Annotated in this window: 17 protein-coding genes; 8 read left to right on the plus strand and 9 right to left on the minus strand. The window is 32.9% G+C overall.

Annotation, left to right across the window (positions count from 1 at the left end; genetic code table 11):
- Positions 1 to 3 precede the first annotated feature (3 nt).
- From CVIC12175_RS01825 to CVIC12175_RS01860, 8 genes are all read right to left on the minus strand, one after another.
- Positions 4 to 453 carry a c-type cytochrome gene (locus CVIC12175_RS01825; RefSeq protein ID WP_180380682.1) on the minus strand — a complete coding sequence of 150 codons (450 nt, stop codon included), beginning with the start codon at positions 451 to 453 and terminating at the stop codon, positions 4 to 6.
- Positions 450 to 995, minus strand: coding sequence for a c-type cytochrome (locus tag CVIC12175_RS01830; RefSeq protein ID WP_086255829.1), 546 nt, complete (start codon positions 993 to 995; stop codon positions 450 to 452). Before CVIC12175_RS01830 ends, CVIC12175_RS01825 begins: the two co-directional genes overlap by 4 nt.
- Complete coding sequence (locus CVIC12175_RS01835) at positions 992 to 1,675, minus strand: 4Fe-4S dicluster domain-containing protein (RefSeq protein WP_086256953.1); 684 nt, start codon at positions 1,673 to 1,675, stop codon at positions 992 to 994. Before CVIC12175_RS01835 ends, CVIC12175_RS01830 begins: the two co-directional genes overlap by 4 nt.
- On the minus strand, positions 1,668 to 2,882 hold the full coding sequence (locus CVIC12175_RS01840; protein ID WP_086302821.1) for a nitrous oxide reductase family maturation protein NosD: 1,215 nt from the start codon (positions 2,880 to 2,882) through the stop codon (positions 1,668 to 1,670). The genes CVIC12175_RS01835 and CVIC12175_RS01840 overlap by 8 nt, the downstream gene beginning before the upstream one ends.
- The gene (locus CVIC12175_RS01845) at positions 2,879 to 3,640 is read right to left on the minus strand and encodes a cytochrome C (protein ID WP_086256951.1); all 762 of its coding nucleotides are present in this window, start codon (positions 3,638 to 3,640) and stop codon (positions 2,879 to 2,881) included. The genes CVIC12175_RS01840 and CVIC12175_RS01845 overlap by 4 nt, the downstream gene beginning before the upstream one ends.
- A gap of 92 nt (positions 3,641 to 3,732) precedes the next feature.
- On the minus strand, positions 3,733 to 6,327 hold the full coding sequence (nosZ, locus tag CVIC12175_RS01850) for a Sec-dependent nitrous-oxide reductase (RefSeq protein ID WP_086255832.1): 2,595 nt from the start codon (positions 6,325 to 6,327) through the stop codon (positions 3,733 to 3,735).
- Between the two features lie 30 nt (positions 6,328 to 6,357).
- Positions 6,358 to 7,224 (minus strand): hypothetical protein, encoded by an 867-nt coding sequence (locus CVIC12175_RS01855; protein WP_086315816.1) that lies wholly within the window; start codon positions 7,222 to 7,224, stop codon positions 6,358 to 6,360.
- Between the two features lie 229 nt (positions 7,225 to 7,453).
- Entirely contained in the window at positions 7,454 to 9,109 is a 1,656-nt protein-coding gene (locus tag CVIC12175_RS01860; RefSeq protein WP_086302815.1) for a DASS family sodium-coupled anion symporter, read from the minus strand.
- A gap of 284 nt (positions 9,110 to 9,393) precedes the next feature.
- Between CVIC12175_RS01860 and CVIC12175_RS01865 the strand changes: the two genes are divergently transcribed.
- The 5 genes from CVIC12175_RS01865 to uvrA all read left to right on the plus strand — a co-directional run bounded on the left by CVIC12175_RS01865 (position 9,394) and on the right by uvrA (position 15,984).
- Positions 9,394 to 10,398 carry a Fe(3+) ABC transporter substrate-binding protein gene (locus CVIC12175_RS01865; RefSeq protein ID WP_086302813.1) on the plus strand — a complete coding sequence of 335 codons (1,005 nt, stop codon included), beginning with the start codon at positions 9,394 to 9,396 and terminating at the stop codon, positions 10,396 to 10,398.
- Between the two features lie 54 nt (positions 10,399 to 10,452).
- Positions 10,453 to 10,593, plus strand: a complete 141-nt coding sequence (locus CVIC12175_RS08525) for a hypothetical protein (RefSeq protein WP_180384193.1) — start codon at positions 10,453 to 10,455, stop codon at positions 10,591 to 10,593.
- Positions 10,590 to 12,206 carry an ABC transporter permease gene (locus CVIC12175_RS01870; RefSeq protein WP_086257364.1) on the plus strand — a complete coding sequence of 539 codons (1,617 nt, stop codon included), beginning with the start codon at positions 10,590 to 10,592 and terminating at the stop codon, positions 12,204 to 12,206. The genes CVIC12175_RS08525 and CVIC12175_RS01870 overlap by 4 nt, the downstream gene beginning before the upstream one ends.
- Complete coding sequence (locus CVIC12175_RS01875) at positions 12,193 to 13,101, plus strand: ABC transporter ATP-binding protein (RefSeq protein ID WP_086255837.1); 909 nt, start codon at positions 12,193 to 12,195, stop codon at positions 13,099 to 13,101. The genes CVIC12175_RS01870 and CVIC12175_RS01875 overlap by 14 nt, the downstream gene beginning before the upstream one ends.
- A gap of 63 nt (positions 13,102 to 13,164) precedes the next feature.
- Positions 13,165 to 15,984, plus strand: a complete 2,820-nt coding sequence (gene uvrA, locus CVIC12175_RS01880; RefSeq protein ID WP_086315817.1) for an excinuclease ABC subunit UvrA — start codon at positions 13,165 to 13,167, stop codon at positions 15,982 to 15,984.
- 40 nt (positions 15,985 to 16,024) lie between these two features.
- Here the strand turns inward: uvrA and nusA are convergent, their stop codons facing one another.
- On the minus strand, positions 16,025 to 17,128 hold the full coding sequence (gene nusA / locus CVIC12175_RS01885) for a transcription termination factor NusA (RefSeq protein WP_086248625.1): 1,104 nt from the start codon (positions 17,126 to 17,128) through the stop codon (positions 16,025 to 16,027).
- Between the two features lie 185 nt (positions 17,129 to 17,313).
- Here nusA and CVIC12175_RS01890 point away from each other — a divergent pair, with 185 nt between their 5' ends.
- The 3 genes from CVIC12175_RS01890 to CVIC12175_RS01900 are packed head-to-tail and all read left to right on the plus strand — an operon-like array spanning position 17,314 to position 19,473.
- On the plus strand, positions 17,314 to 17,556 hold the full coding sequence (locus CVIC12175_RS01890; RefSeq protein WP_086225084.1) for an HP0268 family nuclease: 243 nt from the start codon (positions 17,314 to 17,316) through the stop codon (positions 17,554 to 17,556).
- Positions 17,553 to 18,863, plus strand: coding sequence for a tRNA (N6-isopentenyl adenosine(37)-C2)-methylthiotransferase MiaB (miaB, locus tag CVIC12175_RS01895; protein WP_257789268.1), 1,311 nt, complete (start codon positions 17,553 to 17,555; stop codon positions 18,861 to 18,863). Before CVIC12175_RS01890 ends, miaB begins: the two co-directional genes overlap by 4 nt.
- Positions 18,847 to 19,473 (plus strand): lysophospholipid acyltransferase family protein, encoded by a 627-nt coding sequence (locus CVIC12175_RS01900; protein ID WP_086257366.1) that lies wholly within the window; start codon positions 18,847 to 18,849, stop codon positions 19,471 to 19,473. The genes miaB and CVIC12175_RS01900 overlap by 17 nt, the downstream gene beginning before the upstream one ends.
- Positions 19,474 to 19,500 lie beyond the last annotated feature (27 nt).

Below are 19,500 nucleotides of genomic sequence, written 5' to 3' on the forward strand. Positions count from 1 at the left end.
TATTTATTTAAATTTAGATATCTCTTCAGCTAGAATTGTTAAATTCTCATCGCTGACATTATCTAAAAGTCCTTCCATTAAACTATTTGGTATTTTACCAGCTTTATACTCATTTAATCTAGCTAAAATATCTTCTTTGCTTCTGCCAATGATTGATGGAGCTAAGATTCCAGAGCCATCTTTAGCATGGCATGGTGCGCAACTTTGTAAATATAGCTTGCTTACTCCATCGCTGCTTACAGATACGCTTTGCTTTAACTCTTTAATCTTATTTAACTCATCGCTTGTTTGAAACTCACTTGAACTACTAGTAGTTTGCGTAACTGGCTTTGGTTCATTTTTTACTGGTTCTTGTGTTGCTTGAGTTGGGCTATCAGAGCTAAACAACATAAAAAGCATTAAAACAACAATCAAACCGCCCAAAAATAGAGCTATTACTTTGCCTATATTCATTTTTTACTCCTAAATTGTTCATTGAATTGGCTAATTTCATTGGCAATATCTGCCACCTCTTTATCATCCATTGATTTTACAAGATCTGCCATTAATATATTGGCTTTTGTTTTAGTGCGATATGCAATTATCATATCATATATCTGCTCGCTTGTCTTATCTAATAGCGATGGACCAATGATTCCATTAGCGTAATCATCATGGCAGGCTGAGCATTTGGTAATGAAATTTTTACTTAATTGGCCTCTTAGTAAGGCTTTATTTATACTTTGAAGTGGTGGCCTAGTAAAGGCAATAGCGCCAATAGATTTTGTAGTTTCATTTGATTCGCCAACTCCAAATTTGATATTTTTCTTTCCATCTATATCATATACGACCCATTCATCAGATTTTGTTTGATTAGCACTGCTACCTTTTTTGATTGTAATTGAGTTTGTAGTAGCTGTTTTGTTTGACTCTTGCGGATCGTTTTTAATATTTTGTTCACTTGAACATCCTATAAGTATTATTGCACTTAGTATAATCGTAATTGACTTTTTCATTTTGATTCCTCATAAATTTCGCTATAGCTTTTTTGTGGTAAGATTTCAATCACTCCAGCAAAGCACACCTCTTGACAGACTCCACATCCTACGCAATTTGACTCTATTTTTACAACCTTTTTTTCATTTAGTTGTATAAAACTTATAGCCTCATCAACTGGACAAGAATTTACACATAATGAGCAGCTTTTATCAATATTATCTTCTATAATCTTTTTAGCATCGCTCTCTCTTTGGTTATAGGTTTGGCGATTTAGTAAGATGCTAATATCATCTTGACTTACATTTTTATTTAGCGTTGCATAGCATTTTTGTATATCTCTTACTACAGCAACTCCCATTTTAACATCTTTTATAGAGTTTATACTATGGTCTAGTGCACCACTAGGACAGGCTAATACACAAGGAAATAGATCGCATAGATAGCAGCCTCTTTTGCTTGGATCGATATATGCTGAGGCTAAATTTATCCCATCATCAAGCCCCAAAAGTTCAATGCTATGATATGGACAGACTTGAACACACTGGCCACATTTGATGCATAAAGATTCAAAATTCTTAACACTTCCTGGTGGTCTAAGGTGTAGTTTTGGTTCATAGAATTTATTTATTAAAACTCCACTACCAGCAGCACATCCAATCGCAGCAATGCTAAAAATGCTAAACTCTCTTCTATTCATGATATGGCTCCATATGCGGACTTGTATCTGTGATTAATAGCTCTGGTTCAGAAAATGGGGCGAGTTTAGAGATGAAGTTTAAAATACTCATAATAGCACTTCCATAAAATAGTCTTAAATTTGGATAGTATTGCCAAAGTGAGTCAAGATAGGTAAAATTCTTATACTCTATATCACCAATTCCATCTTTATCTCTATCAAATCCAGCATAATCATCAAAGTAATTATTACTCCACTCATTTATATCAATTTTAGAACCAGGAGTATCATTTATAGCGACTTCCATATTGCCTATAAAATCATTACGATTAAATATGCTTTTATGCTGAGTAGCATGGAATTGAACTCCAACTGTGTTATATAGTATCTGATTATCTTCATAAACATTTGTAGTGCCTGGTTGAAACGGGGATTGGTCTAGATATAATCCTCTAGCATTATAGGCTAATATATTATCTTGTATTATAAAATCACTAGTATCTTTCATACCAATACCAACTCCAAAGGCACCAGTAGAGTTTAAAACTTGATTTTTTCTAGCAGTTGTTCCTGAGGAGAACATAAAAAATATACCAACAGAGTTGTATTTAAATATATTTTCTTCAACTAAATTCTTTCCAGCATACATAAAGTGTAGTGAATATCTGCCATATTCGCCATAATTTTTAAGAATTTTATTATTACTAGAATACCATACAACCATATCTCTGCTTTTGTATAGATGATTATTTTGTATTATATTATCATGGCTATACCATAGACGAATTCCATCACCTCTAAGACCTAAATCAACTGGCTTTGATGTGATATAATTATCAACTATTTTAGAGTCATTACACTGTTTAAAATTAACACCAAAAAGCGAATCTTTAATAATATTATTTATAATCTCAATCTTATTTGCTTTATCGCAGCTTATGGCTGAATCTATTGTAGTGTGGGAGTTTCCGCTATTTTCTATGGTTAAATTTAATAGCTTTACTCCTGGGCTTGTGATTTTTATCACATCGCCTTTTCCATCGCCTTTTATTATCGCACTTTTATCTTTTCCATCTATAGTAATTGGCTTATTTATAATGATATTACCACTATAAACTCCACTGCCAAGCTCTATTATATCTCCACTACTTGCACTATCTATAGCATCTTGTAGGTCATTTCCAAAAGTAAAGCTATATAGTAGAGCTATTAGGCAGAGTTTTTTCACGCATTTTCCTTAAGATATTTATTTTTAGAAAATATTGCTAAAATCGATAAAACACTCATAGCAATCATAACCCAAAATCCTATGGTAGGATATGAATGAGTGGTAAATTGTGCCACTTTACCATCGCCTAGAGCTGTTGGCATAAATGGTTTAATCTTAAATGCGCCCCACTCTTGCATATTATGACCATACCAGTATAGCCAGCCAGTAAATGCACTCATAAATAGTACTGGAGCGATAATTGTAGGGATTAGTAATAGCGAATTTCCTTTGCCGTTATAGTATAGATATAGCAACATAAAGATAGTTGCAATAAGCAAATAGTATGGCGCAATTGCTCTTTCTACATTGCCACCATGCTCCATAGGATACATACCTATATAGTGGTTTATAGTATTCATTTCATGCACATCACCACTATAACCATCTACATGAAAATATACTGGAATTCCATCTGGAAAGGCCTCTTTAGGATAGTTAGGAGCCTCTAAAGATACATACCATATAGGGAGGCTTGGTACTCCAATTTCAGATCTTGTTTCTATCATTTTTGCTAAATCATTTCTAACTTCTGGTGCCATTAGATGATTTTTATATTGAATTTTAGTGTAGAGATTATAGATTGGATATACATAACTTGGAATCTCAGCACCATTTTTAATCTTATTGGCTACACCATGATATGCAATTACAGGAATAGTAAATCCCACAGTCATTAAAATTAGAGCTAGTATGGTATAGAGTTGATACCTTTTCATTTTTACTCCTTTAATTAAATTTACTATCAGTCCATCTGGGCGGATAATAAATTTAATTAATGAGGCGGAATCTCCGCCCCATTTGCTAAATTTTAATACAATCCAGCATTTTCATCGATCCATTTTAGATACTCAATTATATCTTTGATCTCTTGGTCAGTCATATGTTGATTTGGCATTCTTAGATTAAAGAAGTTAATCATAGCTTTAACATAATCTTCTTCATATTTGCTAGCTGGGTCTTTAATAAAATCAAACACCCATTGTTCAGCATTTTCATGTCTTAGAAGAACACCGGTTAAATCTGGACCTGAACTTACTTGGCCAATAACATGGCAACCATTACATCCGCCTTTTAAATAAGCTTCTTCACCACGAGCTTGCACAGCTGTCATAGGTGTAGCAAGGGCTTTTGTTAGGTTGTTTTTAGCTCTTAGACCAACATCAGCAGTTTTAACCATATATTGCCATACTTGATACTCCCAAAGAATAGCGCCATTGACATCGCCTTTTTTATAAGCTTCATCAGCTTTTGCTTTTACTTCAGGAATTTTGCCATATTGATCTAGTGCATCTTCAACAAGTTGTTTAACTTTTGGATATTTCTCAAAGTGTTTCTCTTTTAGGAATTTTACAACACTTTGGATAACATCATCAGTTGCTTTATTTGTAGCGATTACTTTTTTGTATTCAGCTTCTAATTGAGCTGGGCTTAACTCTTTTAGTTTTGCTTTTTTGACTGATTCATATTTTTTCTTAGGATCTTTGACATATAGATATCCCATCATCTCTAGATGTAAAGCAGAACAAAACTCAGTACAGTAGTAAGGGAATACGCCTTCCATATCAGCTTTGAAATTCACGCTTGCAGTTTTACCAGGCTCTATAGATGCATGAACATTATATAAGTCAATTGCAAAGCCGTGAGTCTCATCTTGAGCTCTTTCTAAGTTAGTTAGATAGATAGTAACATTATCATCTTTATTTACTTCTATATGCTCAGGATTTATATGGCTTCTAACAAGAGTAGCATATACAGTTACATTTTTGCCATTTCTTTCAATTCTTTCTTGGCCTGCTAATGTCATACCTTCTGATTGCTCACCTGTTCTTGAGTTTGTACCCATTTTGTATGTCATTGCAGGTTTTAATTTACTAGCTGCAATTGAGATAACATCATGAGGTTCTCCAAGAGGAATTGGCATATCATAGATTAGCTCCATTTTTGCACCAGTTATATCGATTAATTGGTGATTTTGTGGATGAAGTGGGCCTACTGGATTAAATCTATCAATTGATAATTTATCAAGAGCTAGAGCATATTTTCCAATAGGTTTAGCAGATTTACCTTCCATTGTATCAAGGTGTCCGATATTATAATGGACATTTACTCTATCTAGAGTTTTTAGCTTTTTATAATCCCATTTTACGATTTGACTATCTACATATAGTGAGGTATAAACCACGCCATCTTTAGAATCAAAAGAGTTATGAAGTGGTCCAAGGCCTAGTTCTACTTGACCATGCAAAGATTTTTGCATATCTAAAATTGGAATTCCAAAAGGATCTTTACCTGCAAATTCTTTTTTATCTATTAAAGCTTTCATCTTTCTAAAGTCATATACGCTAGCGTGAGTATCTAGCTTTCCGCCTACTAGGATATATCTACCATCAGGGCTTACATCTACACCGTGTGGAGATTTTGGTTCTGGAACTAAAAATAGTGCATTATTAGCTACAGCTACACTAATAGGAATAACTCTGTGATTGTTGATTATTTTGTAATTTTTAGGATCTTTTGCTAGCTTTTCTAGAATTTGCCAGTTATACATATGCATGTAGTCAGTATCATTTCTACTCATACCAGCTTCAAATGGAGGAAGACCCTTTTCAATACCACCAGTATACATTTCTGAGTTAAAGCTATTTGTAAATGCCCAACCCATTGATTCACCCTTACCAGCGTCGCTTAAGTCTTGCATATATGGAGGAAGCTCAAGTGAAAATGAAGCTTTTTCATCAATTTTACCTTTTGGATAATCAAATTTCCAAAATGTAATCGCACCTCTATATACAGACTCATACTCTTCGATTGGATGATAATTATTATCTAATGGAGCTGCGTATTGGCTAGCTTCGATTACATACTCTGTATTTGGAGTAACAAAACTTCCACCGTGTTCACTTTTCATGATTGGATTTACCACGATTTGAGTGGTTTCAAAATCATGAAGATTGATTACAGCTGTTCTTGGGTTTGCTTTATCGTTGATAAATAGATAATCACCCACATATTCACCATTTTTTTCTGTGAAATTTGGATGGTGAGTATCACCCCAAGTTATATCTTTACCCCTAATAGCTCCACCTTTTAGCACAGCTTTACTCTCATTATCGTAGCCATAACCTTGCCATGGCTCTGGAGTAAATACACCTATGTATTTATAGATTCTCATAGATGGAACACCATATACGATTACTTGACCACTTTGACCGCCAGAACTAAAGACGATATATTCGTCTTTGCGTCCACTTGGTTGATAGGTTTTAGCCGCAGCTAAAATATCCTTCTCACTCAAGTTACGCTCTTTCATGATAGTTTCAAGCTCGCTAGCACCAAAAAGACTAGATAAGCTCAAACATAAGCCAGCGCCAAGCACTAATGGCTTTTTGATAAAACTATACATAAAGCTCTCCTTTTATAGAATTTGTATCAATTACTCAATACCAAAATTACAAGAAAAAATAGCACTATTCCATAGTATAACTTGGCTATTTTTACTAATAAATATATCCAAAATTGAATCATAGCCGATTTTTGTACTATTTTTTAAATTTAGATTTAAATCATAAATATATAAATTTGAATCCCAATCGCCAATATAAATATTATCTTTATAAATTTTTATTGTGCTTATTTGGTTGTTTGAGATTTTATAAATTTTATCTTTATAGATTATATTGCCATCTATTAGTCCTATGATTAGTTCTTGATTTAAATCCATCATTGCAGTTGGTAAATTTGATGTTTGCATAATTTTGTCAATTTTTAGTGTATCTAATTCAACTTTATATATATTTCTATCAAAACTAGCGATATAAAGAGCGTTGCCAATTATATGTGTAGTAGTTATCTTTGAATTTAGGTTTAAATTTGATTTTTTATATATATTATTAATTGTATCATAGATTATTAAAGTTGCATTGCCAAGAGTAAATATAATCTTATCTTTAATAAAATTTATAGATGTAATGCCATCTATTATATTGGTTTTTGTCGGGTCAATTAGGATTGATTTAACCCCCCCCCTTGGGTTAATTTGTATAGCATAGCCACTATCTAGGCCAATTATAAGATTTGAATTATTAAATTTAATTACATTGATTTTATCAGATTTTACATCCATTGAAGATAGGATTTTGTAAGTTTTAAGATCTGCTATATATAAATTTTTTAGATTACTATATGCTACTTGTGTTTGGCTAACATCTACGCTATTTATATCATTACTAGATTTTTGCACTAGTTGGCACTTTGCAAAGCCTATTATAACAAATACAAAGATACAAAGTAAAATTTTCATACCTTAATCTTTCTATCTTATTAATTTTTATAATGTTATTACATAATTTATAATTATATCATATTTTTTTCTAAATGATTATTGAAATTATTAAATTTATTAATTAAATTTGTATATTTATTACAATATGTAATTTATAAATATTAAAATTATGTTGATAATAATCTTGGATTTAAAAAGTGTATTAAATTTAGATGAGGTAGCTAGGCGAATTCGCCTAGCTAAAAAATTATAAGCTTAGTCCAAATACTGTAGTTGTAAGGAATATAACTGTTAGTGTAATTAAGAATATTCCTATTATATTTAGCCATAGACCAGCTTTGATCATATTGCTTATTTTGACATAACCAGAGCCGTAAGCAATAGCATTTGGTGGAGTAGCTACTGGTAGCATAAATGCACAAGTAGCAGCAAGTGCAACTGGAATTGTAAATAGCATTACGCTTTCACCCTCATACCCTAGACCAATTGCCACACCAGCAATTACTGGCAAGAATGCAGCAGCTGTAGCTGTATTTGATGTGATCTCTGTTAAGAATATAACAAGAGCTGTAACAACTAATATAATTAATATAATCGGCATAAATCCAAGAGCTGATACCTGATGTCCTATCCATAGGCTAAGACCAGTTTTGCTAAATTGAGCTGAAAGTGCTAGACCGCCACCAAATAGGATTAGAATATCCCATGGAAGTTTTTTAGCAGTATCCCAATCAATTAATCTTTCCCCATTTGAATTTGCAGGGATAATAAATAGCAATACAGCAACACTCATTGCTATAACTGAATCTAGGCTTGATACTTTAATACCATAGTGTTTAAATATAAATCCAAGGAATATCCAGCAAAGTGCTGCAAGTACAAATACTATACCAACTAACCACTCAGCTCTACTCATTGAACCTAGTTTTTTGTATTCTGCTTGAATAACTTCTTTGCCGCCTGGTATCTCATCAATTTCAGGTTTAAATAATACATAAACCAAAAGTGCCCAACAAGCAGCTAGCATAATTACAGCTAGTGGAACACCCATCAGCATCCACTCACCAAATCCGATCTCAATACCAAATTCATTTTTCATATGAGCTACTAAAAGTGCATTTGGTGGCGTACCAATAATCGTTCCAAGTGAGCCAATCGAAGCAGCATACGCAATACCAAGCATTAAAGCAATACCAAAATTTGAAGTATAATCTTTAGTTCTAGCTTTGATCTCATTTACTACATCTTTGCCTTTATGAATTACAGCACTTGCGATTCCGCCTTGAGTGCCTTTGCGACTTACTTCATCAAGATGTCTTAAATCACCTTCTATTGTGCCATCATCTTTGCCAGTTAATTTACTTACTAGATGAAGTACAGAAAGACCAACTGGAAGCATCATAACAGCAGTTGCAGTATTGCTAACCCACATTGACATAAAGCCAGTAGCTATCATAAATCCAGCCACAAGGCGTTTAGGGCTAGTACCTACTAAAAGTACAATGCCAAGAGCAATACGAGTATGAAGATTCCATTTTTGCATAGCAAGAGCTAGAACGAAACCACCCATAAATAGATAGATAGTATCACTAGCATATGGAGCAGCAGCATTTTTAAATGTATCAACACCAAGAATTGGGAATAAAACCATTGGAAGAAGAGCTGTAGCAGGAAGTGCAATCGCCTCAGTCATCCACCATATACCCATAAGAACTGCGATTGCAGCTACTACTGGAAGTGCATCTATATTTAGAGTTTTGCCATTTGCAGCTGCTGTAGCGATCTCGCCAGCATCGCTAGGCATAATGTAGTAAACAAGCATAGCTGCTAAAACACCGCCAATAAGGCCGATGATTTGTACAGCATTTGTCTGCTTGTCAACAGGAATGTTCGGATTAGACATCTGTTAACCTTTATTATGAAATTGTTTAAAATTGAATTATATCAATAATATTTGGAATTTGGCAAAATTTGATTTAAATTTATACAATTTTTTATAAATATGTGTAAAAATGTAACATATTATTATAATTTTGCTTTAAATTTCAACTATAAGCTTTATATAAATTTTAAAATCTAGTAAAAATAAATTTGATTAATTAGAAATTAATAACTATTATCATTTACAGAATATTTACTTCTTATAGCTAATATTTCGCCATCAAAATTAAATTTTAGGAGAAAATGATGAGAAAGATTATCGTTGCTGCACTACTTGGTGCTACGACTTTGGTATCAGCTGAACTCAATATATATTCAGCTAGACACTATGATGCTGACTTTGAGATATATAAAAAATTTGAGGCTCAAACTGGCATTAAGATAAATCACACAACTGCAAGGGCGCCTGAGCTAATTAAAAGATTGCAATTAGAAGGTAAGAATTCTCCAGCAGATATATTTATAACTGCTGATGTTTCAAATTTGACTGAGGCTAAAAATGCAAATGTATTAGCTCCAGTAGATTCTAAATTTCTAAAAGATACAATAGCTCCAAATTTAAGAGATAAAGATGATATGTGGTTTGCTATTACTAAAAGAGCAAGAATTATCGCATATGATAAAAATGCTAAAATCGATCCAAATTTGGTAAAAAATTATGAAGATTTAGCAAAACCTGAACTAAAAGGTAAAATCTTAGTAAGAAGCGCTACGGCTGCATACTCTAAAACATTACTTGCTTCAATTATTGCAAATGATGGCAAAGAAGAGGCTAAAAAATGGGCTAAAGGAGTATTGGATAATTTAGCAATGCCTCCAAAAGGTGGCGATAGAGACCAAGCTAGACAGATGGTATCTGGTGTAGCTCCATATGCTGTTATGAATACTTATTATATAGGACTTCTAAGAACATCTAAAAATCCAAAAGATGTAGAAGTAGGTAACTCAATTGGTATAATATTCCCAAATCAAGATGGCCGTGGTGCGCATATTAATGTAAGCGGAATTGCTATGACAGCATCAAGCAAAAACCAAGAAGCAGCTAAGAAATTTATGGAGTTTATGCTAAGCAAAGAGGTTCAATCAATGCTAACAAATATCAACTATGAGTATCCAGCAAGAAGTGATGTAGAACCTTCAGATGTAGTTAAATCATTTGGTAAATTTAAAGAAGATAGCATAGAAGTATCAAAAATCGCAGATAATGTAAAAGATGCAGTGCTTATCTATGATGAAGTAGGATTTAGATGAGAGATAAAACAAAAGCTATAAAGACCCTTGGGCTTTTTATAGCTTTTTTAGTTGTTGTTCCTGTTAAGTGATGTAGAACCTTCAGATGTAGTTAAATCATTTGGTAAATTTAAAGAAGATAGCATAGAAGTATCAAAAATCGCAGATAATGTAAAAGATGCAGTGCTTATCTATGATGAAGTAGGATTTAGATGAGAGATAAAACAAAAGCTATAAAGACCCTTGGGCTTTTTATAGCTTTTTTAGTTGTTGTTCCTGTTATTAGTATTTTTATTGAATTTGGCTCATATCTATTTGAGGCTTTTGCTAGTAGTGATGAGTCAAGACTAGCTCAAATTAGTGGAAATTTAAGCCACTTTTTTGAGTTTTTATTTTTTAGATTTGTTAAAGATACATTTATAGTGGCCTTTTTTGTGCTAATAATTTGTTATATTTTGGGCGTTTCTACGGCTTATTTGATTAGTAATTATAATTTTTATCTCTCTAGAATTTTAGAAAATTTACTAATTTTACCACTTGCTATTCCAGCTTATATTTTGGCTTTTGTTTATGTTGGAATTATGGATTATGGGGCTGAGTTTGAAAGTATATTTGGTTTTAGAATCGATATTTTTAATATTTATGGCGTTATTTTTGTGCTTAGTATATCTTTATATCCATATGTATATTTATTTGCAAAGTCAGCTTTTAAGAGCGAATCAATGGCTATTTATGAAGTGGGAAAAATACATGGATATAGCGAATTTAAGATATTTTATAAAGTTAGCATTAAGATAGCTATGCCAAGCATTATAGCTGGGCTTATGCTTGTACTTATGGAGGTTTTAAGCGATTATGGAGCTAGTGCATATCTTGGGGTAGATACATTTAGTGCAGGGATTTTTAAAACTTGGTATGATCTTGGAGATCCATACTCATCAAGTGCGCTTTCAGCAATTTTAATGCTTTGTGTTTTTGCTCTTATGTATGTAGAGTATAAAGAGCGTCAAAAGAGTAAATTTAGCTTTAATCAAGATATTAGTGAGTTTATTCAAAAAAGAGATCTTAGCAAATTTAAATCCATAATAGCAACTCTATATTGTTTTATAATATTATTTATAGGATTTATATTGCCATTTATATGGCTTGGATATTGGGGGCTTAAAGATTATAAGCTTTTTGAAATTGATTTTTATATTTTGAGTTTAAATTCGCTTATTTTAGCTGGAGTTACTGGGCTTGTTACTACTATTTTGGCATTTATTTTGTGTTTTGTAGCAAGAGTAAGCAAAGGTGGAAAATTTGGCTTTTGGATACTTAAGGCTAGTTCAGTAGGATATGCTATTCCAGGGGCTGCTATTGGCGTAAGTCTTATGATAGCAGCTGCATTTATAGGTGAGATTTTTAATGTAGCAATTTTAGGAATATCATTTAGCGTTTTAATTTTTGCCTATGTAGTTAGATTTTTAGCTACTGCTATATACTCTATTGATGGTGGTTTTGCTAAAATTCATACATCTATTGATGAGGCTGGATATATGCTACGCCCAAGCTATTTTATATTAATGATAAAGCTATATATGCCGCTATTAAAGCAGTTTTTCTTGCTCTCGTTTTTAGTTGTATTTATAGATACTATTAAGGAATTACCACTTACTCGTATGTTATCGCCATTTAGTTTTGAGACATTGAGTGTTAAGGCGTTTTGGTACGCTACTGATGAGAGAATTTATGATAGTGCATTACCATCTTTAATGATAGTGGTATTATCGTTATTTGTATTGATTTTTACCCATATATTTATAAAGGCAAAACGTGCTAGAAATTAGAAATTTGCATAAAAAATTTGGTCAAAATGAGGTTTTAAAAGGGATTGATTTAAGTCTTAAAAGTAATGAAATTTTATCTATTTTAGGTAGTAGTGGAAGTGGAAAAAGTACGCTTTTAAGATGTATTGCTAAATTAGAAAATAGTCAATACGATGAGTTAAGATGTGGATCAAATGTTGGATTTATGTTTCAAAATTATGCCCTTTTTCCTCATCTTAGCGTATATGATAATATCTCTTTTGCTCTAAATAAACTAAGCAAAAAAGAAGCAGATGATAAAATAAATGAGCTTTTGGCTAAATTTAGTATACAAGGACTAAAGGATAAAAAGCCAGATCAAATCTCAGGAGGACAAGCTCAAAGAGTTGCATTTGCTAGGGCAATTGCTGCTGGTGCTAAATTACTACTTTTAGATGAACCATTTTCAAATTTAGATCAAGGGTTAAAGCAAGCATTAAGAGTAGAATTAAAAGAGATGATTCAAAAAGAGGGTTTATCTGCTATTGTTGTTACTCATGATATTGACGATGCTTATTATTTAAGTGATAAAATAGCCTTAATTGATGGTGGTAAAATTTTAGATATCGGTACTCCAAATAAGCTTTTTTATAGTGTAAAAGATGAAAAAAGCGCTCAAATGCTAGGTGGATTGAATTATATACATAGTGATTTAACATCTCAAGATAAGTTTTTTGATTGGATTAAGTCTCGCAATAATATATTTGCTTATTCAGAAATTTATATGGGCGGAGAGTTTGAGGCAAATGTAATAAGCAAGAGTTTTATCGGACTATTTTATAAGATTGAATTAGAGTATAAAGGTATTAGATTTTACACGCTTTGGCCATCTTGTTTAGAAATTTCAAATAGTGTTAAATTTGGATTTTATAATTAGATAAATATCTTATTATTAAATTTTAGATATAATCCAAGGTTTTATTTAAAATATGGATTAAAGATGAATGAAATGATTAAGATTAGAGGTGCTAAAGAGCATAATCTAAAAAATATTAACCTAGATATTCCAAAAAACAGATTAGTGGTATTTACTGGTCTTAGTGGAAGCGGTAAGAGTACGCTTGCATTTGATACTTTATATGCTGATGGTCAAAGACGATATATAGAATCTCTCTCAAGCTATGCTAGACAATTTCTTGATAGAGTTGGCAAGCCAGATGTCGATCATATTGAAGGATTAACCCCAGCTATAGCAATTGATCAAAAAAGCACTAGTAAAAACCCTCGCTCTACAGTTGGAACGATTACTGAAATTTATGATTATCTAAGACTTTTATATGCTAGAATAGGTATTCAGCACTGCCCCAAATGCGATCAAGTAGTATCTCAAATGAGTGCAAGTGATATTATAGATCAAATTCTTAAACTCCCAAATGGCGCTAAAATCACAATTCTTTCACCTATTGTAAGAGAGAAAAAGGGTAGTTTTGCTGATACATTAGAGAGTCTTGCAAATAAGGGCTTTATAAGAGCGATGATAGATGGTGTGATGGTGCGATTAGATGAAGAGATAGAACTATCAAAGACTAAAAAGCATACTATAAAAGCTGTTATAGATAGAGTTGTAGTAAATGAAGAAAATAGTGCAAGAATTGCAGATGATGTTCAAAAAGGGCTTTATGAAAGTTTTGGTGAGTTAGAAATTGAAATTTTAAATGCTGATGAAATAGGGCTAGAGAGTTCTCATATTCACTTTAGCGAACACAATGCTTGTTTTAATTGCAAAATTAGCTTTAATACACTTGAGCCGCTTAGTTTTAGTTTTAACTCGCCTAAGGGGGCATGTCCTAGCTGTGATGGGCTTGGAATTCGTTTTAGTTTAGATTTAAATAAGATAATAGATGATAGTTTAAGTATTGAAGATGGTGCTGTTAAGGTAATGTATGGATTTAATAAAAGCTATTATTATAAATTCATAATGGCATTTTGCGAACAAAATGATATTAGTGTTAAAACACCATATTGCCAACTCGATGAAGATGCTAAAAGGTTAATACTATATGGCAATGCAAAAAGTATTGATTTTTTATGGAAACGCCATAGAATTAAAAAGCACTTTGAAGGAGTGCTAAAAGTTGCATATGAGATATTAAAAGATGATAAAGATTTTAGCGAGTATATGACTGAAAAAGTCTGTGAAAGCTGTAAAGGCAATAGGCTATGTAGCGATAGTTTGGCTGTTAAAGTAGCGTCTAAATCAATAGGCGATATTATTAACATGAGCATAGAAAACGCTACTAAATTTTTTAGTAATAATGATAGATTTGCTCACCTAAATCCTCAACAAACTCTAATAGCTACTCCAATTTTAAAAGAGATAAATGAAAGGCTATTTTTCTTATATGATGTAGGGCTTGGATATATTAGTCTTGGTAGAGATGCGCGTACTATTAGTGGTGGCGAGGCGCAGCGTATTAGAATCGCTAGTCAGATAGGAAGCGGGCTAAGTGGGGTTATGTATGTATTAGATGAGCCTAGCATTGGATTGCATGAAAGAGATACTCTAAAGCTGATTAAAACCTTGCGAAATTTGCAAGAAAAAGGCAATACAGTAATTGTAGTAGAACATGATAAAAAGACTGTTGAAGCTGCTGATTATATAGTAGATATTGGCCCTGGAGCTGGAGTTTATGGTGGTAATGTAGTTTTTAATGGTACATATAAAGAGTTATTAGCAAGTCAAACTCAAACAGCAAAATATTTAAATGGTCAAAAAGATATTAATTACTATCAAGGCAGAAAACAAAAACAGTGGCTAAGCTTAAGTGGAGTAACTATAAACAATATATCAAATTTAAGCGTTAAATTTCCACTTAGTAATCTTGTAGGTGTAACTGGAGTAAGTGGTAGTGGCAAGAGTTCATTAGTGCTTAAAGCTCTTTTGCCAGCCGCTGAGATAGAGCTAAATCGTGCTAAAAAATTTCAAGCTTTAAAGGGTGCTAAAATAGAAGGCTTAGATCAGCTAGATAAGGTTATCTATTTAGACCAAAGTCCAATAGGCAGAACCCCACGCTCTAATCCGGCTACATATACAGGCGTGATGGATGAGATAAGGGCGTTATTTGCAGCGACTAAAGAGGCTCAGATTAGAGGGTATAAAATCGGACGCTTTAGCTTTAATGTCAAAGGCGGTAGATGTGAAAAATGTAGCGGTGAGGGCGAGATAAAGGTTGAGATGCACTTTTTACCTGATATTAATGTAATATGCGATGTATGTAAAGGCACTCGCTATAATGCTCAAACTTTAGAGATAAGATATAAAGGCAAAAACATATCTGAAGTATTGGCTATGAGCGCTGATGAAGCGTTAGAGTTTTTTGCTAAAGTTCCTAAAATTCATTCTAAGCTTAGCACTATTTGCTCAGTCGGTCTTGGCTATCTTACTTTGGGTCAGCCAGCTACTACTTTAAGCGGTGGTGAAGCCCAACGGATTAAATTAGCCAAAGAACTTAGCCGCACTGATACTGGCTCTACTCTTTATATCTTAGATGAGCCTACAACTGGATTGCATTTTGCTGATGTTGATAGACTTACTGGAGTTTTACATCATTTGGTTGAATTGGGAAATTCAGTTATAGTAATAGAGCATAATTTAGATGTGATTAAAAATTGTGATTATATTATAGATATGGGGCCTGAAGGTGGAGCAGGAGGTGGCAAGGTAATTGCTAAGGGTAGTCCAATAGAACTAGCTAAAGGATATGAAAAAAGTGGCTCACATACGGGTAAATTTTTAGCTTTAGAGCTTGGAATTAAGTAATTTTATGGATATAGGAATTCGGCTAGGCCGAATTCTATTTTTAAAGATCGCCAAATAAGGCTTTTAAATTCTTTAGACCTTCTTCATTATTTATCTGGTTTGTTTGAGCTGTGCTATTTAACTCTTCTAATTCGATCTCATATTTTGTTAGCATACTTGCTAGTCTGATATTTATACCACTTGCACCAATTGCTTTTGATTTTTGTTCAGGTACTAGTGATACTATAGCCTTTTGTCCATCTATTTTTACAGAGCTTACTATAGCAGGAGCTAAAGCGCGTGCTACAAAAATAGCTGGTTCATTACTATACTCAATAGCGTCTATATTTTCACCATTTAACTCATTGCTTACAGCATTGATTCTTACGCCTTTTATACCTACTGTTGCACCAACTGCATCGATATTTGGGGTAGTAGAATATAGGGCAATTTTGGCTTTTTTACCAGGAATTCTAGCGCTATTTTGAATAATTACGCCACCATCTTTAATCTCAGGAACTTCAGCTTTTAAAAGTGCTTCAAGAAATTTAGGTGATGTGCGAGAAAGCTCAACTTTAATACCATCTTTTTTATCTAGCCTTACACTTTTGATAACGCACTTTACAACATCGCCAATTTTAAATTTTTCATCTTTGATGCGGTTTTTCATACTCATTACAGCTCTAATCTCATCAATTTCAATAAATGTATTCTCTTCAGAATCAACACGAGTAACTGAACCAAATACAAGTGAGCCAACCTTTGCATTATACTTTTCAAAAATTTTCTCTTCTATTAGGCGTTGGATATGATACTCTATCTCACGGCTAAGCGTTCCAGCAGCCGTGCGACCTAGATCTTCTATATTTATTTCATAGTTTAGACTATCTCCAATTTCAAGGCTTTTATCAAATTCGTGAGCTTTATCAAGGCTGATGAAATGCTCATCATCTAGGCGTTCATCATCTTCATCTACAACTAGGATTTTTTGATATAGGGTTATATTTTTTGTATCTGGATTTATCATAGCTTCATATTCGCACTCAGAACCATAAAGCTTCTTAGCAGCTGATTCAAAAGCCTTTAAAATTCTAGCTTTTACATCATCAATGCTTAAATTTTTCTCATGAGCGATTGACTCAATTATATCTGATATCTTCTCCATAAAATGCCTTTTGTGATTAGTTTGTCAAAATAATAAATTATTGAGATTTAAAATTTGCAAGGCTAGTATTTTATCCTATATAAGCTTTTATAAACTTTAAATATATTTCTACTTAGTGGTTTAAACGAAATTTTATAGCAAATTTGGTACAATGTTGAGTTAAAATCACTCAAAAAGGGATAAAAATGGAGTTAAAATTAGCTAGAGCTGAATTAGATGCAAAACCAAAAACAATTAGCTTAGAAAAGATTGAGAGTGCCGCGTTAAAAGATGGCGGAAAGATATTCTATTTTGATCGTGATAACTCACATAAGCAGCTTATTGCCTTAGTTGAGCATTTTGAGAATAAAGGGTTAAGCGTATATCACCGCACGGTAAAATATGGCCTAGATGAGAATGATTATATGTATGAGGTGCATATACTTTGAGTGGAGAAAATAGCAAGAAAAAGCTCTTTATAGAGACATTAGGATGTGCTATGAATGTTAGGGATACTGAACATATCATAGCTGAGCTTAATGATGAGTATGAGACTACTAATAAGATTGGTGATGCTGATTTAATTCTTATAAATACTTGTTCAGTACGCGAAAGGCCTGTTCATAAACTTTTTAGTGAAGTTGGTGGATTTGAAAAGGTTAAAAAGCCAGGTGCTAAAATAGGAGTATGTGGATGTACTGCTAGCCATCTTGGTTCTGATGTGTTTAAACGCGCTCCATATGTAGATTTTGTTCTTGGGGCTAGAAATGTATCAAAGATTAAAACCGCAGTTAAAACACCTAAATTTGTTAGTGTAGATATCAATCATGATGAGAGTGAGTATGCATTTGGCGAGTTTAGAACCAGTCCATATAAGAGCTTTGTAAATATTATGATAGGATGTGATAAAAAATGCACATATTGTATTGTTCCGCACACTAGAGGCGATGAGATTAGTATCCCTAAAGATATAATCTTAAATGAGATTACAAAAGCTGCTAAAAACGGAGCAAAAGAGATATTTTTGCTTGGTCAAAATGTAAATAATTATGGCAAAAGATTTAGTAGTTCTAATGCACAAAAGATAGATTTTAGCGATCTTTTGAATTTAATTAGTCAAATTGATGGTGTAGAGAGAATTCGCTTTACTAGTCCGCATCCTTTGCATATGGATGATAAATTTTTACGCGAGTTTAGCTCAAATCCTAAAATTTGTAAATCTATGCATATGCCACTACAAAGTGGAAGCACAGCAATATTAAAAGCTATGAAGCGTGGATATACTAAGGAGTGGTTCTTAGACCGTGCTAATAAGCTTAGATCGCTCTGTCCTGATGTGAGTATATCTACTGATATCATAGTAGGCTTTCCTGGTGAGAGTGATGAAGATTTTGAAGATACGATGGATGTGCTTGAAAAGGTAAGATTTGAGCAGGTGTTTTCGTTTAAATACTCAGCTCGCCCACTAACTCCAGCAGCTACTATGCCAAATCAAATTGATGATGCTATAGCTGGGGCTAGGCTCACACGCTTACAGTCTAGACATAATGAAATTTTAGATGAGATTGTAGCTGCTAAGATGGGTCAGGTTTATGAAGTTTATTTTGAAGAGCTTAGGGCTGATGGAATGATAGCAGGCCGTACGGATAATAACTTTTTAGTTCAAGCTAAGGGTAGTGAGGAGTTTTTAGGCAAATTTGCTAAGGTTAAAATCACTCAGCCACGAAGAATGGTGCTAAATGGCCAGATTATTTAAGGGTAAATTGGCTAATAAAATTATAGAGAATTTACTAGTTTTTTTAATTAAACTAATATATTTAACCTGTAAAAAAGAATTTATAGGCAACCAGCCTAAAAGCAAGCCTGTTGTAGCTCTTTTTTGGCATGAAAAATTGGCTTTTATGCCTTTTATATTTGATAGTTGTTGGCAAGGTAGAAAAGCAAATGTAATGATATCAGATCATAAAGATGGACAGATGATATCTGATATCATAAAACATTTTGGTATTGGTTCTATTAGAGGTAGCTCATCAAAAGGTGCTTTAAAGGTATTTTTATCAGCTATAAAATCTATTAATTATGGAGTTGATGTAGTAATAACTCCAGATGGCCCAAGAGGCCCAAGGCATAGTATCAGCGATGGTTCAGTAACTATAGCTCAAAAAACTGGTGTAAATGTAGTAGTTTTAAGTTATAAAGCAAGTAAATTTTGGCAGTTTAACAGCTGGGATAAGATGATTTTGCCAAAGCCATTTAGCAAGCTAACATATTATATTAGTAGTGAGTTTAGTCTTGAGGGCTTAAATATACAAGAAGCAAAAAATTTAATAGTTAAAAAATTTGATGAGGTGGATAGTATAATCTGAATTTAAAGCTAAATTAGCTAAAATTTT

The sequence above is a fragment of the Campylobacter vicugnae genome (assembly GCF_002139875.1).
GTDB lineage: Bacteria > Campylobacterota > Campylobacteria > Campylobacterales > Campylobacteraceae > Campylobacter > Campylobacter vicugnae.

Excerpts from the sequence above, each read along its gene's own strand:
- CVIC12175_RS01855 (WP_086315816.1), bottom strand. The coding sequence starts at position 7,224 with ATGAAAATTTTACTTTGTATCTTTGTATTTGTTATAATAGGCTTTGCA.
- nosZ (WP_086255832.1), bottom strand. The coding sequence starts at position 6,327 with ATGTATAGTTTTATCAAAAAGCCATTAGTGCTTGGCGCTGGCTTATGT.
- CVIC12175_RS01870 (WP_086257364.1), top strand. The coding sequence starts at position 10,590 with ATGAGAGATAAAACAAAAGCTATAAAGACCCTTGGGCTTTTTATAGCT.
- uvrA (WP_086315817.1), top strand. The coding sequence starts at position 13,165 with ATGAATGAAATGATTAAGATTAGAGGTGCTAAAGAGCATAATCTAAAA.
- CVIC12175_RS01830 (WP_086255829.1), bottom strand. The coding sequence starts at position 995 with ATGAAAAAGTCAATTACGATTATACTAAGTGCAATAATACTTATAGGA.
- CVIC12175_RS01900 (WP_086257366.1), top strand. The coding sequence starts at position 18,847 with ATGGCCAGATTATTTAAGGGTAAATTGGCTAATAAAATTATAGAGAAT.
- CVIC12175_RS01845 (WP_086256951.1), bottom strand. The coding sequence starts at position 3,640 with ATGAAAAGGTATCAACTCTATACCATACTAGCTCTAATTTTAATGACT.
- CVIC12175_RS01825 (WP_180380682.1), bottom strand. The coding sequence starts at position 453 with ATGAATATAGGCAAAGTAATAGCTCTATTTTTGGGCGGTTTGATTGTT.
- CVIC12175_RS01865 (WP_086302813.1), top strand. The coding sequence starts at position 9,394 with ATGAGAAAGATTATCGTTGCTGCACTACTTGGTGCTACGACTTTGGTA.
- CVIC12175_RS01890 (WP_086225084.1), top strand. The coding sequence starts at position 17,314 with ATGGAGTTAAAATTAGCTAGAGCTGAATTAGATGCAAAACCAAAAACA.
- CVIC12175_RS01835 (WP_086256953.1), bottom strand. The coding sequence starts at position 1,675 with ATGAATAGAAGAGAGTTTAGCATTTTTAGCATTGCTGCGATTGGATGT.
- nusA (WP_086248625.1), bottom strand. The coding sequence starts at position 17,128 with ATGGAGAAGATATCAGATATAATTGAGTCAATCGCTCATGAGAAAAAT.
- CVIC12175_RS01860 (WP_086302815.1), bottom strand. The coding sequence starts at position 9,109 with ATGTCTAATCCGAACATTCCTGTTGACAAGCAGACAAATGCTGTACAA.